The following is a 15,771-nucleotide window of genomic DNA, read 5'->3' as shown; positions in this document are numbered from 1 at the left end:
CCGCGCCCCCGGGCCGGCGGACCTCACCCCTTCTCCATGTACTGCTCCCGCTCCTCGTCCACCAGGGCCTCCAGCGCCGTACGCAGGCCCGGGAGGCCCGTCAGCTCCGGGTCGGCCACGACGACGGCCATGGCCTCCTCCCTGGCCTCGGCGATGATCTCCTCGTCCTCGATGACGGCGAGGACGCGCAGCGAGGTACGGGCACCCGACTGGGCCTGGCCGAGCACATCGCCCTCGCGGCGCTGTTCGAGGTCGATACGGGAGAGCTCGAAGCCGTCGAGCGTGGAGGCGACGGCGTTCAGCCGCTGGCGGGCGGCACTGGCCTCGGGCATCTCGGTGACCAGCAGGCACAGTCCCGGGGCGGAGCCACGGCCCACGCGGCCGCGCAGCTGGTGGAGCTGGGAGACACCGAAGCGGTCGGCGTCCATGATCACCATGGCGGTGGCGTTAGGGACGTTCACCCCGACCTCGATGACCGTGGTGGCCACCAGGACGTCCGTGTCGCCCGCGGCGAAGCGGCGCATCACCGCGTCCTTGTCGTCCGGGTGCATACGGCCGTGCAGGACCTCCACCCGCAGACCCTTCAGCGGCCCCTTGGCGAGCTGGTCGGCCACCTCCAGGACGGCGAGCGGGGGCCGCTTCTCGGCCTCGTCCTCGGCGGACTTCTTCGCCTTCTTCGGGTCGTCCTCCTCGTCGCCGATGCGGGGGCAGACCACGTACGCCTGATGGCCGTTGTCCACCTCCTCGCGGACCCGCTCCCAGGCTCGGGCCAGGAAGTGCGGCTTGTCGGCGGCGGGCACGACATGGCTGGCGATCGGCGACCGCCCGGCCGGGAGCTGGTCCAGGACGGAGGTCTCCAGGTCGCCGAAGACCGTCATGGCGACCGTCCGCGGGATCGGCGTGGCCGTCATGACCAGCAGATGCGGCGGCTGCGCGCCCTTACCGCGCAGGGCGTCGCGCTGCTCCACACCGAAGCGGTGCTGCTCGTCGACGACGACCAGGCCCAGGTCGTGGAACTGCACCTTGTCCTCGATCAGCGCGTGCGTGCCGATCACGATCCCGGCCTCGCCGGTGACCAGGTCGAGCAGTGCCTGACGCCGGGCGGCCGCGCCCATCGACCCGGTGAGCACCACCACCTTGGTGGCGTGCTCGGCGCCGCCCAGCATCCCGCCCTCGGCCAGCTCGCCCATCATCTCCACGACCGACCGGTGGTGCTGCTGTGCCAGCACCTCGGTGGGCGCCAGCATGGCCGCCTGCCCGCCCGCGTCCACCACGGCGAGCATGGCCCGCAGGGCCACCATCGTCTTGCCGCTGCCCACCTCTCCCTGGAGCAGCCGGTGCATCGGGTGTTCCGTGGCGAGGTCGTCGAAGATCTCCTTCGAGACCTTGCGCTGGCCCTCGGTGAGGGTGAAGGGGAGGCGGTCGTCGAACGCGCTCAGGAGGCCTTCCGGCTTCGGTCTGCGGGCCACGGCGGGGAGTTGGCCGTCGGCGTGGCGGCGGCGCGCCAGGGCCACCTGGAGGACGAAGGCCTCGTCCCACTTGAGGCGGGAGCGGGCGTCCTCGATGTCGGACCGGGTGTGCGGGCGGTGGATCTTGAGCAGGGCCTCGGGCAGGGTGACGAGACCGCGGCCCTCGCGCAGGGCGGGCGGCAGCGGGTCGACGGCTTCCTGGGCGCCGGGCAGGACCGTCTGGACGGCCTTGCCGACCTTCCAGGACTCCAGCTTGGCGGTGGCGGGGTAGATCGGGATCAGGGCGCCGGCCCAGGTCTCCACGGTCTCCTCGCTGTCGCCGCGCAGCAGTTCGTAGGCCGGGTGGGCGAGTTGGAGTCTGCGGTTGAAGACGGAGACCTTGCCGGAGAACATCGCGCGGGTGCCGGGCAGGAGTTCCTTGTGGGGCTTGTGCACGCCGTTGCCGAAGAAGACCAGTTGGAGCCGGCCGCTGCCGTCGGTGATGGTCACCTCCAGGCGCTGGCCCTTGCCGCGGGGCGCCTTGGCGGAGGCGAAGGAGTGCAGCCGGGCGTCGGCGACCTGGGCGACCACCGTGACGTGCTCGTCCATCGGCAGATCGGCGAGGTGGGTGAGCTGCCCGCGCTCCTCGTATCTGCGGGGATAGTGGTGCAGCAGGTCGCCCACGGTGTGCAGGCCGAGATGCTCGGCCATCACCTTCGCGGTGGCGGGGCCGAGCACCTTCTTCAGTGGTTCTTCCAGTGCGGGCACGAGATCCATTGCACACCACGGCACTGACATTGCCGTATACGTACCGGGAAAGTCCTGGTCAGACGGCTCGTTCGGGCCCTAGGATGACCAGCCCGGCCATCTCCTCCCCGCGGCCGCCGCCCCGACCCCGGTGCCGCCCGACCCCGCGCCGTCGTTCCTCCCCCCTCCGGCGCTGCGACGATGGACTCCCAGACCTCACAGTCACCCCAGCCGTCCCAGACACCTCATACCTTCCAGGTCGACCTGCGCGGTCTGGTGGACCTGCTGTCCCATCACCTCTACTCCAGCCCCAGGGTCTATCTGCGCGAGCTGCTGCAGAACGCGGTGGACGCCGTCACCGCCCGGCGCGCCGAGCAGCCCGGCACCCCGGCCCGGGTGCGGCTGCACACGGACCGCGAGGGCGGCACGGGCCTGCGGGTGGAGGACTCCGGCATCGGGCTGACCGAGGCCGATGTGCACAGTCTGCTGGCGACCATCGGCCGCAGCTCCAAGCGCGCGGAGGGCGTCCAGGCGGTCCGCTCCGACTTCCTCGGCCAGTTCGGCATCGGCCTGCTGGCCTGCTTCGTGGTGGCGGAACGCATCAGGGTGGTCAGCCGCAGCGCCCGTACGCCCGACGCCCGTCCGGTGGAGTGGACGGCGCGCGACGACGGCTCGTACACCGTGCGGACCCTGCCGCACGAGGCCCGTCCCGAACCGGGCACCACCGTGCACCTGGTGGCCCGGCCGGGCGCCGCCGAGTGGCTGGCCCCGCGGCGGGTGCTGGAGCTCGCGCGGGACTTCGGCGCGCTGCTGCCGTACGACGTGCGGGTGGACGGCGAGGCAGTCACCGACCTGCCGGCGCCCTGGGACCGGCCCTACCCCTCCCCCGCCAACCGCCGAGTGGCCCTCGCCCGGCACTGCCACGGGCTGTTCGGGTTCACGCCGCTGGACGTGGTCGACCTCTCGGTGCCGCTGGCCGGGATCCGCGGGGTGGCGTACGTGCTGCCGACGGCGGTGAGCCCCGCCCAGCGCGCCCGCCACCGCGTCCACCTCAAGGGCATGCTGCTCACCGAGCGGGCCGAACAGCTGCTGCCCGACTGGGCGTTCTTCGTGCGCTGTGTGCTCGACACGGACAGTCTGCGCCCCACCGCCTCGCGCGAGGCACTGTACGAGGACGAGACCCTGGCGGCCGTACGGGAGGCGCTCGGCGGCCGCGTCCGGGCGTGGCTGACCGACCTCGCTGCCGGGAACCCCGAGCGGCTGTCGGCGTTCCTCGGCGTGCACCACCTGGGCGTGAAGTCGCTCGCCCGGCACGACCGCGAGATGCTGCGCACGATGCTGCCGTGGCTGCCGTTCGAGACCACGGACGGGCAGCTGTCCCTGGAGGAGTTCGCCCGGCGACACCCGGTCGTGCACTTCACGCGGACCGTGGAGGAGTTCCGGCAGGTCGCGCCGATCGCCTCCGCGCAGGGCATCGGCGTGGTCAACGGCGGCTACACCTACGACTGCGAACTGGTCGAGGCGCTGCCGTCGGTGCTGCCGGGCACCTCGGTGGCCGAGCTGGACGCGGACACGGTGAGCGCGCATCTGGACCGTGTCGACCCGGCCGAGGAACCGGCGCTGGCGGACTTCCTGGCCGTCGCGCGGTCGGTGCTCGACCCGCTCGGCTGCGATGTCTCGCTGCGCGCCTTCCATCCGCTGTCGGTGCCCGCGCTGCACCTGGACGACCGGGCCGCCCGCCATGAGCGGGCCCGTGCCGAGGCCGAGGCGCAGGCGGACGAGCTGTGGGCCGGCATCCTCGGCTCGCTGCGCGGCGGGGCGCCACGCGCGCGTGTCGTGCTGAACCATCTCAACCCGCTGGTGCGGCGCATCAGTTCGCTGAAGGACCCCGAGCTGGTGGGCACCGCGGTGCAGTCCCTGTACGGGCAGGCGCTGCTGAGGGCGCAGCGCCCGCTGCGGCCCGCCGACTCGGCGCTGCTGAACCGGGCGTTCATCGGCCTGCTGGAGTGGGCCACCCACGAGGAAGGCGGCCACGCATGAGTGGCGTAGGGGACCTGGGCGGCCTGCGGCTGGCGCTGGAGGACAACGCGGGGCAGCCCGAGGGGCCGGCCCGCAACGCGCGCGCGGAGCAACTCGTGCGCGAGGCCGAGCGGCTGGGCGATCCTGCGGCGCTGGTCGAGGCGCTGGCGCATCACGTACGGGTGGGCAACTACAGCTCCGAGAAGGACCGGGTGTTCGTGCCGTTCACCAGGCTGCTGGGGCTGTGGGACGAGCACCCCGAGCACTTCGGCGAGGCGGAGGCGCACTCCCTGCACTGGTTCTTCAAGTGGATGTCGGCGGGGATGCTCGACCAGGTGGACATCCCGCTGGCCTCGATCGAGAAGTGGCTGGGCGAGATGGAGCGCCGCTACCGTCTGGCCGGGTACTCCGACCGCGCGGTGCGTGCCTCGGAGCTGTCGGTCGCCGCCCACGTCGGTGACACGGAGCGGGCCGAGCGGGCGTTCGAGGCGTGGCTCGGCGCCGACCGGGACGACATGGCCGACTGTCACGCCTGTGAGCTGAACGGGCAGGGCTGGTGGCACGCTGAGCGCGGCCGGGACGCGGAGGCCCTCGGCGCCTGGGCGCCGGTCCTGGAGGGCGAGTTCGTCTGCGCGCACGAGCCGCACAACGTCCTGGCCTCGTCGCTGCTGCCGCTGCTGCGGCTGGGCCGCGTGGCGGAGGCCCGCGCGAACCATCTGGGGGGCCTGCGACTGGTCCGGCCGCTGGAGAGCATGCGCTCCGCGTACGCCGACCATGTGGAGTTCTGCGCGCTGACCGGCAACGAGGCGCGCGGTCTCGAACTGCTCGCGGAGCGCCCCGCGTACTTCGACGGGGCCGGGCATCCGCGCAGCAGGCTGGAGTACCTGAGCACGGTCGCGCTGCTCATGGACCGGCTGACCGCGCTCGGCCTGGGCGAGGGGGCGGTGCCGGGGCCGCCGGGCCGCGAGTGGACCGCGAGCGGGCTGGCCGCGCATGCGCGCGCGAGCGCCCTGTCGCTGGCGGCCGGGTTCGACGCGCGCAACGGCACGTCGCACATCGGTGAGCGCACGCGCGCGCGGATGGAGCAGGCTCCGCTGGCGGAGCGGCTGCCGCTCGGGGTGCGGGTGGCCCGCCCGGCGCCGGTGCGCGGGCCGGAGCCGGCCGCGGCGGACCGCGGCGCACCGCCGGGCGCCCCCACCGCGGAGCCCGATCCGGCCGCCCTGCTGGCCCACGCGCGGCAGCTGTCGGAGGCACTGCGGCCGAACGCCATGGAGGCGTGGGCGGCCGCCGCGCGGGCCTGCGAGGAGGCCGAGCTGGACGTCCGCGCCCGCGCGGAGCTCGCCGACCACCGGGCGATGGGACAGGGCCCCGAGGGCGCGGTGCTGTTCGAGCGGGCGGCGGACCTGTACGCCGAGGCGGGCGACCCGGGCGAGTCCCTGGCGGCACGCACGCGTGCGGCCTACGTCCGCGCCCTGGGCGGTGACGTCGAGGGCGCCCTCGCCTCCGTCGCCGGGCCCTACGAGCAGGTCCTCGCGCTGTACGCGGAGGACGCGACCGGCGTACGGCAGGCCGCCTCGGTCCTGATGGGCAGGGCGCGGGTGCTGATGCGCCGGGCGCAGGAGGCCGTGGAGCGCACCGGTGCCGTACCGGCGCCCGGGGTGCTCGGCGCGGCCCGGGAGGCCGTGACGGAGGTGCTGGCACTGGTCGACGGGCGCGGCGACGGCGACGTACGGCTGGCGGCGCGGGCGGCGGAGGCCCGGGCGATGCTGGCGGACCTGGCGGCGCACTCCGGTGAGCCGGCGCGGGCGGCCGCGCTGTTCGAGCGGGCCGCGGCGCAGTTCGTGGCGGCCGGGCTGCCGTGGTTCGCGGTGGAGTACGAGGCCCGGCTGGCGATGCTCGCCCACCAGCTGGAGGACGTGGACGGGACCGAGCGTGCGCTGCGGGCCGCCCTGGAGCACGGCGGGCCGTATCTGGAGCCGCCGGGACGCGCCCAGCTGCATCTCCAGCTCGCCGAGGTGCTCGGCGGTCGCGACGAGGTCGACGAGGCGGCCCGGCACGCCCTGGAGGCGGCGCACTGGGCCGACGAGGCGGGCGACGCAGCGTTCGGCGCGTGGGCCCGGCAGATGCTCGGCGGGTTCCTGCTGCGGCAGGGCGGCTGGGCCGAGGCGGCCGAGGTGCTGGAGTCGGCGCTGACCGACCTGTCGGCCGAGGTGCACGGCGACGGCGCGGTGGTGCAGACCCTGTGGTGGCTCGGGGACTGCCTGAGCGAGCTGGAGGAACACCGGGAGGCCGCGGAGCGGTGGCTGCGGGCCGCCGAGATCGCCCGGCACTGGCCCGAGCAGCAGGACCACGCCACGCTCGCGCACCTGGCGGGCGAGGCCCTGGGGGCCGCGGGACTGCCCGCCGAGGCCGACAGCGCGTACGCGCGCGCGGGTGCCCTGTGGCGCGAACTGGGCGACCCGCACGGGCTGGTCCGCTCGCTGCGCGCCAGGGCGTGGCTCGCGCTGGGCGCGCGGGACGGAGCGGACGGGGGCGGGCCGACCGCCGGGTCCGCGGAGGCGGCCGTGCGGTGGATGGAGGAGGCCGTCGAGGCGTGCGCGTCGGCTCTCGACACGGCGGGCGGCGAGGACTCCCGGCGGCTGCTGACCACCGAACTGGGCGACACCCACCGGCAGTTCGGCGATCTGCTGGCCAAGGTCGCCGAGCGGGAGGCGGCCGGCGGGAACGGCGCCGGGTTCGAGGCGGCGCTGGCGCGGCTGCTGGAGGCCGTCGCGGTGTTCGCCGCGCTGGGGGATCTCGGCGTGCACGCCCGCACGGAGGCCGAGCTCGCGGCCGGACGGCTCGCCCTCGGCCTCGGCCGCCCCGCGGAGGCGCGGGCCCGCGCGAGTGCCGTGCTGGCGGCCTACGCGGCCTTCGGCCCCGCTGCCGACTCCGCGTCGCGGGACACGGCGGGCGAACGGGTCGGCGAGGCGGAGAGGCTGCTGCGGCTGGCACGGGAGCGGGAGGAGAACTGACCGCGGGACACCTGGCGGGGCCGGTGTCAGGGGCCTGCACCGCCGCACCACGCGCGCGTGCCCGCCACAGCCGGACGGCCCGCCGCACCCCGGAGGGGACCCGCCGCCGGGCGGCCTACTCCACCCCGATGAGCAGCAGCGCCCCCTGGCGTCCGCCCCGGTAGACGACCGTGTCGACAGCGAGGTAGGTCTCGCGCACGCGTGCCTCCAGGCACTCGGCGATGTCCTCGGGGGCCTCGTCGCCGAGGACGAGGGTGACCAGCTCGCCGCCGGCCGCGAGCATGCGGTCCAGGACGGTGCGGGCCGTGTCGTTGACGTCGGCGCCGATCACCGCGACATCGCCGTCGATCAACCCGAGGACGTCCCCGGCCTGGCAGATCCCGGCCGTGGTCCAGGACTCGTGCTCGGCGAGGGTGACCTCGGCGTAGCGGGTCGTACCGGCCGCTGAGGTCATGGCCACGACGTCCTCGTCGAAGCGGCGCTCCGGCTCGTGCACGGCGAGGGCGGCGATGCCCTGGACCGCCGAGCGCGTCGGGATCAGCGCCACCCTGATGCCCTCGGCACGGGCCTGCTCGGCCGCCGCGGCGGCGGTGTGGCGCAGGTCGGCGTCATTGGGCAGCAGCACGACCTCGCGCGCGTGGGCGCACCGTACGGCGTGGACGAGCTCGCCGCTGGCGGGCGGCTCCCCGGGCCGGGCGAGCACGGCGGTGGCCCCCGCCTCGGTGTAGAGCCCGGCCAGGCCCTCGCCGGGCACGACGGCGACCACGGCCCGCTGGGCACGCTCTCGCGGCGGGCGCTCCCCGCGTGTGGTGTGCACGTCGCCCAGCCCGAAGTGCGTGATCCGGATCCGGTACGGCCGCCCGGCCTCGACACCCGCCTCCACGGCGGCCCCGGCGTCGTCCACGTGCACATGGACGTTCCACAGCCCGTCGCCGCCGACCACGACCAGGGAGTCGCCCAGCGCGTCCAGCCGGTGCCGCAGACGGGCCACGGCCTCGTCGTCGGCCTCCAGGAGGTAGATCACCTCGAAGGCGGGGCCGTCCTCGGGACCGCCGTCCGCGCACACCACGGCGTCCTCGGCCGCCGGGGAACCGCCCACGCGCGCGTGGGCCGACGCGGCCGCCTCCTCCTCGTGCTCGCGTGCCCCGTCGGAGGCCGCCGTCGGCGACTCCCCGGTGAACGTCTCCACCAGCGCCCCGAGCACCGCGACCAGCCCGCGCCCGCCGGCGTCCACCACCCCGGCCCGGCGCAGGACCGAGAGCTGGCCCGGCGTGGCGGCGAGGGCCGCGCGGGCACCGTCGTAGGCGGCACGGGCCACCTTGCCGCAGTCGCCCTCGGCGCCCCCGGCCGCGTCGGCGGCGGCCGAGGCGACGGTCAGCACGGTCCCCTCGACGGGATGGGCGACGGCCTGCCGGGCGGAGTCGGCGGCCTGGCGCAGGGCGAGCCCGAGGCCGGGTCCGTCGGTGTGAGGTGTCGCGGCGTCGGCGGCCAGCACCTGGGACATGCCGCGCAGCAGCTGGGCGAGGATCGTGCCGGAGTTCCCCCGCGCCCCGATGAGCGCGCCGTGGGCCATCGCCCGGACGGCGTCGGCGAGCGAGGGGTCGGCCGGGCCCCGGCGGCCTGCCGCGTGACCGTCGAAGACGGCCTCGACCGCCGCGGCGGCGGACTCCACCGTCAGGTAGAGGTTGGTGCCGGTGTCCCCGTCCGCGACCGGGTAGACGTTGATCGCGTCGATCTCCTCGCGCGCGTGCCCGAGCGCCCGCAGCGCCAGCCCGCACCAGGTGCGCACCGCGAGAGCATCGAAGAATGTCTGCGGCACCTGCGCCACCTGCGCCTCCCTGTACATGCTGGACGTGGACGCAGCGTAGACCTTGGGCCGGTGCCCACCGGAAGAGGGCCGGGAGCGAGCCCCTGAGCTGCCATGGTAGTTTCGTTGAACGGGAGCAGCCGTTGTATGCTGCTCCGGTTGCCCGATCCACATCGGGCTCTCTCCTGGCAAAGCCACTCAGATCCCTGATCTCGATCCCGGCCTGCCGGGACCATCCGTAAGTGCATCTGAAGTCTTTGGAGTGACCCGTGGCTGCCAACTGCGACGTCTGCGGCAAGGGGCCGGGCTTCGGCAACAACATCTCGCACTCGCACCGCCGTACGTCCCGCCGCTGGAACCCGAACATCCAGCGTGTGCGTACCGTGGTCGGCGGGACGCCGAAGCGCGTGAACGCTTGCACCTCGTGCATCAAGGCCGGCAAGGTCTCGCGCTGACGCAAACTCCCCCACTCTCGACTCCGTTCGAGCGGGGGGACCCCCATCCGCGCGCGGCCACTGCTGGTTCGCTGCACAGAGCCGGTCCACCTCACGGTGGGCCGGCTTTTTGCCGTGCCTTCACGGACCGGCTCACCGGCGCCCCCGACGTCAGCCCCTGAACCGCCACCCGTGATCCACCGGCCCGATCCCCGCCCCGAGCGCGAATCCGGCGGCGATGGCTCCGGTGACGTACTCCTTGGCCGCTATGACGGCCTCCGGCACGGGCAGGCCCCGCGCGAGCCCGCAGGCGACCGCCGAGGCGAGCGTGCAGCCCGTGCCGTGGGTGTGCCGGTTGTCGTGCCGGGGCGCCCGCAGCCAGTGCTCGGCGGAGCCGTCGGTGAGCAGGTCCACGGCCTGGCTCCCGCCCGCCGCCGGCCCGGTGTCCCCGGGCAGATGCCCGCCCTTGATCAGCGCCCAGCGAGGCCCGAACTCCAGCACCGCCGCCGCGGCCCGTCGCATGTCGTCCTCGGACTCGACCCGTACGCCTGTGAGTTGGAGCACCTCGTCGAGGTTCGGGGTCGCCACGGTGGCCGCAGGCAGCAGCTTGGTGCGCACCGAGTCCAGCGCGGAGGCGGCCAGCAGCGGGTCACCGTGCTTGGAGACGCCGACCGGGTCCACCACGGCCGGCGCGTCCGTGCCGGAGATCAACTCGGCGACCGCCTCGACCAGTTCCGCCGAGGCCAGCATGCCGGTCTTCACGGCCTGTACGCCGATGTCGTCGACGACACTGCGGTACTGGGCCCGCACCGCCGCCACGGGCAGCTCCCAGGCCCCCTGGACGCCGACGGAGTTCTGCGCGGTCACGGCGGTGAGCACGCTCATGCCGTGCACCCCGTGCGCGAGCATCGTCTTCAGGTCGGCCTGGACGCCCGCGCCGCCGCCGGAGTCCGAGCCCGCGACCGTGAGCACCCGGGGGATCACGACTCGCCGTCCCCGAAGTGGTCCCAGCCGCCCTTGCTCGTCCACGGGGCCCCGTCGACGGTCACCTGCGGCAGCGCGGAGGGGTTGAGGACCTCGCCGATGACCTTCCAGCGGGCGGGCAGCTTCACGTCCGGCGGGAAGGTCGCCACGATCGCGTGGTCCTCTCCCCCGGTGAGCACCCACTGCATGGGGTCGACGCCGACGGCCTGACCGATGTCGTTCATCTGCGAGGGCACGTCGATCGCGCCGGAGCGGATGTCGATACGGACCTTGCTGGCCTCGGCGATGTGCCCGAGGTCGGCGATCAGGCCGTCGCTCACGTCGCACATCGCGGTCGCGCCGAGCCCCGCGGCGGCCGGACCGGCGTGGTACGGCGGCTCGGGGCGGCGGTGGGCCTCCACGAAGGCGCGCGGCGAACGGAAGCCGCGGGAGAGCACCGCGTAGCCGGCCGCGGACCAGCCGAGCCAGCCGGTCACCGCGACGAGGTCGCCGGGCTGGGCGCCGGCCCGGGTGACGGGCTCCTGGTTGCGCAGATCGCCGAGCGCGGTGATCGACACCGTGATGGTGTCGCCGCGTACGACGTCCCCGCCGACCACCGAGGCGCCCGCGACCTGGCACTCGTCGCGCAGGCCGTCCATCAGCTCGCTCGGCCAGGTGACCGGGAGCTCGGCGGGGACGACGAGGCCGAGCAGCAGCGCGGTCGGCACGGCGCCCATGGCGGCGATGTCCGCGAGGTTCTGGGCGGCGGCCTTGCGGCCCACGTCGTAGGCGGTGGACCAGTCGCGGCGGAAGTGCCGGCCCTCCAGCAGGATGTCGGTGCTGGCCACGACCCGGCGGTCGGGCGCGGCCACCACCGCGGCGTCGTCGCCGGGGCCGACCCGGACCGCCGGGGTGGTGGTCAGACGGGAGGTGAGCTCCCTGATGAGCCCGAACTCGCCGAGCTCACCAACAGTGCCCTTCATCGGCCTATCGCCCCTTCTCTCCCTGTGCATGCCAGGTCGCGAGCCAACTCTGTCCTCGTTACGGTCGTGATGACCGTCAACTTCTGTCGTGCCTGCACCCCGGCGCGCGAGCTCCGGTACCCGCAGGTCTCCCCGCGGCGAGCGGCGACGCGATACCGTGGCGTTCCTTTTCCCCACATGATCCTCGTGGCCGCCCTGGAGGTTCCGTGGTACAGGCGTACATCCTGATCCAGACGGAGGTCGGCAAAGCGTCGACCGTCGCCGAGACCATCAGCAAGATCCCTGGTGTCATCCAGGCCGAAGACGTGACGGGCCCCTACGACGTCATCGTCCGCGCCCAGGCCGACACCGTCGACGACCTGGGCCGCATGGTGGTCGCCAAGGTCCAGCAGGTGGACGGGATCACCCGTACCCTGACCTGCCCGGTCGTCCATCTGTAGCCCCCGTCTACCCTTGGCCGGTGCACTCTCATCGTCACCGGCTCATCGGCCTGCCCGCGCTCGTCCTGCTGTTCGCCGCCACCGGCTGCTCCACAGGGGACGACAGCGCGTCGGCGGCGGTTCCCGAGCCCGGCACGAAGGTCGCCGGGCTGTGCCGGGACCTGGACGAGGTGCTGCCGGCCGAGGTGGGCGGTGCGCGCCGGGCCGATCCCGAGCCGGCGTCGGCGCTGACCGCGGGCTGGGGTGACGACCCGGCGATCATACTGCGGTGCGGGGTGCCGCGACCGCCGAAGATGGTCTCTCCCGAGGTGGCCGAGGGACGCGATCCCGACGCCGTCCCGGGCGGGGTCGAGGGGGTCGACTGGCTGATGGAGACGCGGGACGGGGGCGTGTACCGCTTCACCACGGCGAATCGGGAGGCGTATGTCGAGGTCACCGTGCCGCCGGGGGTCGACAGCTCGGGTGTGCTGATCGACTTGGCGTCCGCGGTGAAGCGGGCTGTGCCGTGGCGTGAGGGGTACTTGGCGCCGTAGCGGTACGGGGCGCTGCGCGGGCTCGGCCTTGTGCGTGGCTGTCGCGCTCGCTCGGCGCCCCTGGGGGTTGGCCGCATGCCCAGGGGCGGTGGGGGCTGCGCTTCGCGCCGTAGGGGTGCGGGTTTCAGCGCGGCTCACCGTCGTGCGTGGCTTGTCGCGCCCGCGCGGCGGTAGCCGCAGATTCAACTGGGCCCCGCGCCCCTAGGGCGTTGCCGTGCCGTCGGGCGCGTGCCCTAGGGGGTTGCCGTGCCGTTAGGCGCGTGCCGTGGGGTCAGCGGAGGCCTGTGGGGCGGCGAAGGGCCGCCTCGATCAGGCGGTCGACCAGTTCGGGGTACTCGATGCCGGTGGCCTGCCACATCGCGGGGTACATCGAGATGGGCGTGAAGCCGGGCATCGTGTTGATCTCGTTGATCACGAACTCCCCGTCCTCGGTGAGGAAGAAGTCAGCGCGGACCAGGCCCTCGCAGGAGGCGGCGTCGAAGGCGTCCACCGCGAGGCGCTGGACCTCGGCGGTCTCCTCGGGGGTGAGGGGGGCCGGGACGATGCCGGGGGTGGAGTCGATGTACTTGGCGTCGAAGTCGTAGTACGCATGCGCGTCCGGCGGCGGGATCTCGGCGGGGACCGAGGCGCGCGGACCGTCCTCGAACTCCAGGACGCCGCACTCGATCTCACGGCCGTGCACGGCGGCCTCGACCAGGATCTTCGGGTCGTGGCGCTGTGCCTCGGCGATCGCCTCGTCCAGACCGGAGAGGTCGTCGACCTTGGTGATGCCGATCGAGGAACCCGCGCGCGCGGGCTTCACGAACAGCGGCCAGCCGTGCTCGGCGGCGAGGTCGACGATCTTCTTGCGGGCGCCCGGCTCGTCCTGCTGCCACTCGCGGGGGCGGATCACCACGTACGGGCCGACCTTGAGCCCGAAGGAGGTGAACACCCGCTTCATGTACTCCTTGTCCTGCCCGACGGCCGAGGCGAGCACGCCCGCGCCGACGTAGGGGACGCCGGAGAGCTCCAGAAGGCCCTGGAGGGTGCCGTCCTCGCCGTAGGGGCCGTGCAGGACGGGGAAGACCACGTCGACCTCGCCGAGGGCCTTGGGCACCGATCCCGGCTCGCTGTAGACGACTTCACGACTGGCGGGGTCGACCGGGAGCACGACGCCGCCCTCGCCGGACTCGGCCAGTTCGTCGACGCTGGGCGTACGGCGGTCGGTGATCGCCATGCGCTCCGGCTCGTCGGCGGTCAGCGCCCACCGGCCGTCCCGGGTGATGCCGATCGGCAGGACCTCGTACTTCGTCCGGTCGATGGCCTTGAGGACGGCGCCGGCGGTGACCACGGAGATCCCGTGTTCGGAGCTGCGCCCGCCGAACACGACGGCCACCCGCGGCTTGCGGGCGGCCTGCTGGGGGGTCTGGGGGAGGTTCTCGGTGCTCATATCGCGTTGAGGGTACCCGCTGGTACCGGCTTCGTCAGTGCCCGCCGCCCGCTGTCGCTCAGCGTCGCACGGACGGTCGCTCCCTGTCGTGATCAGCGGCGCTCCGCCTTGGCGCTGCGCGACATCAGCTCCTTGAGGGCGACCACCGGCGGCTTGGCCTCGTGGACGATGCCGACGACCGTCTCGGTGATGGGCATGTCGACGCCGTGCCGACGGGCCAGATCCAGCACGGACTCGCAGGACTTGACGCCCTCGGCCGTCTGCTTGGTGACCGCGATGGTCTCCTGGAGGGTCATGCCGCGGCCGAGGTTGGTGCCGAAGGTGTGGTTGCGCGACAGCGGCGAGGAGCACGTCGCCACCAGGTCGCCCAGCCCCGCGAGACCGGAGAAGGTCAGCGGGTCGGCGCCCATCGCCAGACCCAGCCGGGTCGTCTCGGCGAGACCGCGGGTGATCAGCGAGCCCTTGGCGTTGTCGCCCAGGCCCATGCCGTCGGCGATGCCCACGGCGAGCCCGATGACGTTCTTCACGGCGCCGCCCAGCTCACAGCCGACGACGTCGGTGTTGGTGTACGGGCGGAAGTACGGCGTGTGGCAGGCGGCCTGGAGCCGCTGCGCGACCGACTCGTCGGTGCAGGCGACCACGGCCGCCGCCGGCATCCGGGCGGCGATCTCCCGGGCCAGGTTGGGTCCGGTGACCACGGCGACGCGGTCCGGGCCGACCTTGGCGACGTCCTCGATCACCTCGCTCATCCGCATGGTGGTGCCGAGTTCGACGCCCTTCATCAGGGAGACCAGGACCGTGCCCGGGGCCAGCAGGGGCGTCCACGCGGCGAGGTTCTGCCGCAGCGTCTGCGACGGCACGGACAGCACCGTGAAGTCGGCGCCGGCCGCGGCCTCGGCGGGGTCCGTGGTGGCCCGCACGTTCTCCGGGAGCTCCACGCCCGGCAGGTAGTCCGGGTTGAACCGGGTGGAGTTGATCGCCTCGGCGACCTCGGGGCGGCGCGCCCACAGGGTGACCTCGCACCCCGCGTCGGCGAGCACCATGCCGAAGGCCGTGCCCCACGAACCGGCGCTGAAGACCGCCGCCTTGACCGGCCTGACCGCCTTGCTCACTTGCCCTGCCCTTCCGCCTGGCTGCCGTGGTTCTGCGCCTCGGTGCGCCGCCGCTGCTCGATCCGCTCGCGGCGCGGATCGTACGGCGCCTCGGGCGCCTTCTCGCCGCGGATCTCCTCCAGCAGGCGGGTGATGGCGGCCATGATCTCCTCGGTGGCCTCCTTGAGCACGTCCGCGGTCATCTCGAGGTCGTAGAACCGGGAGAGGTCCACCGGCGGGCCGGCCAGCACCCGGTGCGTCTTGCGCGGCAGCAGCTCTGGCTTCTTCGCGTAGGGCGGCAGCAGTTCGTTGCAGCCCCACTGGGCCACCGGGATCACCGGGCACCGGGTCTGGAGCGCGACCCGGGCGGCGCCGGTCTTGCCGGTCATGGGCCAGCCGTCGGGGTCACGGGTGAGGGTGCCCTCGGGATAGAAGGCGACGCATTCGCCGCGTTCCACTGCGGCGATCGCGGCGCGGAACGCGCTGAGCGCGTCGGTGCTCTCGCGGTATACGGGAATCTGTCCGGTGCCACGCATCGCGGCGCCGACGAATCCCTTCTTGAAAAGCCCGCTCTTCGCGAGGAATCGCGGAACGCGCCCGGTGTTGTACTGGTAGTGGGCGTATCCGAAGGGGTCGACGTGCGAATTGTGGTTCACCACGGTGATAAATCCACCGTCGGCCGGAATGTTCTCCATTCCACGCCAGTCCCGCTTGAGCAGAACCACCAGCGGTGGTTTGCAGATCACCGCGGCGAAGCGGTACCAGAAGCCGATTCTGCGGCGCGGCACGCGAGCACCTTCCTCTAGGGCCTGGGGGGCCGCACAAGTGTCGCCCCAGGTCGCCGGTCTGTCGAGAACACCGTA

Annotated in this window: 12 protein-coding genes; 5 read left to right on the top strand and 7 right to left on the bottom strand. The window is 73.7% G+C overall.

Features of this window, described 5'->3' with window-relative positions; all coding sequences use genetic code 11:
• Positions 1–23: 23 nt before the first annotated feature.
• On the bottom strand, positions 24–2,225 hold the full coding sequence (gene recG, locus ACZ6SQ_RS20950; protein ID WP_469564117.1) for an ATP-dependent DNA helicase RecG: 2,202 nt from the start codon (positions 2,223–2,225) through the stop codon (positions 24–26).
• A gap of 171 nt (positions 2,226–2,396) precedes the next feature.
• On the opposite strand from recG, the gene ACZ6SQ_RS20945 reads away from it, so the two are divergent.
• Positions 2,397–4,235 carry an HSP90 family protein gene (locus ACZ6SQ_RS20945; RefSeq protein WP_469564114.1) on the top strand — a complete coding sequence of 613 codons (1,839 nt, stop codon included), beginning with the start codon at positions 2,397–2,399 and terminating at the stop codon, positions 4,233–4,235.
• Positions 4,232–7,228, top strand: coding sequence for a tetratricopeptide repeat protein (locus ACZ6SQ_RS20940; RefSeq protein WP_469564112.1), 2,997 nt, complete (start codon positions 4,232–4,234; stop codon positions 7,226–7,228). The genes ACZ6SQ_RS20945 and ACZ6SQ_RS20940 overlap by 4 nt, the downstream gene beginning before the upstream one ends.
• Positions 7,229–7,343: 115 nt before the next feature.
• Here the strand turns inward: ACZ6SQ_RS20940 and ACZ6SQ_RS20935 are convergent, their stop codons facing one another.
• Entirely contained in the window at positions 7,344–9,056 is a 1,713-nt protein-coding gene (locus tag ACZ6SQ_RS20935; protein ID WP_469564109.1) for a DAK2 domain-containing protein, read from the bottom strand.
• Between the two features lie 248 nt (positions 9,057–9,304).
• Between ACZ6SQ_RS20935 and rpmB the strand changes: the two genes are divergently transcribed.
• The gene (gene rpmB / locus ACZ6SQ_RS20930; RefSeq protein ID WP_003993230.1) at positions 9,305–9,490 is read left to right on the top strand and encodes a 50S ribosomal protein L28; all 186 of its coding nucleotides are present in this window, start codon (positions 9,305–9,307) and stop codon (positions 9,488–9,490) included.
• 150 nt (positions 9,491–9,640) lie between these two features.
• Here the strand turns inward: rpmB and thiD are convergent, their stop codons facing one another.
• Together thiD and ACZ6SQ_RS20920 are read right to left on the bottom strand one after the other, a co-directional pair.
• Positions 9,641–10,453, bottom strand: coding sequence for a bifunctional hydroxymethylpyrimidine kinase/phosphomethylpyrimidine kinase (gene thiD / locus ACZ6SQ_RS20925; protein ID WP_469564106.1), 813 nt, complete (start codon positions 10,451–10,453; stop codon positions 9,641–9,643).
• Positions 10,450–11,415: a thiamine-phosphate kinase gene (locus ACZ6SQ_RS20920; RefSeq protein ID WP_386378076.1), complete on the bottom strand. Its 966-nt coding sequence runs from the start codon at positions 11,413–11,415 to the stop codon at positions 10,450–10,452. Before ACZ6SQ_RS20920 ends, thiD begins: the two co-directional genes overlap by 4 nt.
• 206 nt (positions 11,416–11,621) lie before the next feature.
• Here ACZ6SQ_RS20920 and ACZ6SQ_RS20915 point away from each other — a divergent pair, with 206 nt between their 5' ends.
• Positions 11,622–11,855, top strand: coding sequence for an Lrp/AsnC family transcriptional regulator (locus ACZ6SQ_RS20915; RefSeq protein ID WP_003997603.1), 234 nt, complete (start codon positions 11,622–11,624; stop codon positions 11,853–11,855).
• A gap of 20 nt (positions 11,856–11,875) precedes the next feature.
• Complete coding sequence (locus ACZ6SQ_RS20910; protein ID WP_469564102.1) at positions 11,876–12,388, top strand: DUF3515 domain-containing protein; 513 nt, start codon at positions 11,876–11,878, stop codon at positions 12,386–12,388.
• Positions 12,389–12,659: 271 nt separating this feature from the next.
• Here ACZ6SQ_RS20910 and ACZ6SQ_RS20905 read toward each other — a convergent pair whose 3' ends face one another.
• From ACZ6SQ_RS20905 to ACZ6SQ_RS20895, 3 genes are all read right to left on the bottom strand, one after another.
• Complete coding sequence (locus ACZ6SQ_RS20905; RefSeq protein ID WP_469564100.1) at positions 12,660–13,817, bottom strand: D-alanine--D-alanine ligase family protein; 1,158 nt, start codon at positions 13,815–13,817, stop codon at positions 12,660–12,662.
• Positions 13,818–13,909: 92 nt separating this feature from the next.
• A complete protein-coding gene (locus ACZ6SQ_RS20900; protein WP_386378080.1) occupies positions 13,910–14,929 on the bottom strand; it encodes an NAD(P)H-dependent glycerol-3-phosphate dehydrogenase in 1,020 nt (339 codons plus the stop codon).
• Positions 14,926–15,696, bottom strand: coding sequence for a lysophospholipid acyltransferase family protein (locus ACZ6SQ_RS20895; RefSeq protein WP_469564097.1), 771 nt, complete (start codon positions 15,694–15,696; stop codon positions 14,926–14,928). The genes ACZ6SQ_RS20900 and ACZ6SQ_RS20895 overlap by 4 nt, the downstream gene beginning before the upstream one ends.
• Between the last annotated feature and the right edge of the window lie 75 nt (positions 15,697–15,771).

The organism is Streptomyces sp. NPDC048600 (assembly GCF_055587025.1).
This window is presented reverse-complemented; position numbering and strand designations above follow the sequence as displayed.

Excerpts from the sequence above, each read along its gene's own strand:
- recG (WP_469564117.1), bottom strand. The coding sequence starts at position 2,225 with ATGGATCTCGTGCCCGCACTGGAAGAACCACTGAAGAAGGTGCTCGGC.
- ACZ6SQ_RS20905 (WP_469564100.1), bottom strand. The coding sequence starts at position 13,817 with ATGAGCACCGAGAACCTCCCCCAGACCCCCCAGCAGGCCGCCCGCAAG.
- ACZ6SQ_RS20920 (WP_386378076.1), bottom strand. The coding sequence starts at position 11,415 with ATGAAGGGCACTGTTGGTGAGCTCGGCGAGTTCGGGCTCATCAGGGAG.
- ACZ6SQ_RS20945 (WP_469564114.1), top strand. The coding sequence starts at position 2,397 with ATGGACTCCCAGACCTCACAGTCACCCCAGCCGTCCCAGACACCTCAT.
- ACZ6SQ_RS20940 (WP_469564112.1), top strand. The coding sequence starts at position 4,232 with ATGAGTGGCGTAGGGGACCTGGGCGGCCTGCGGCTGGCGCTGGAGGAC.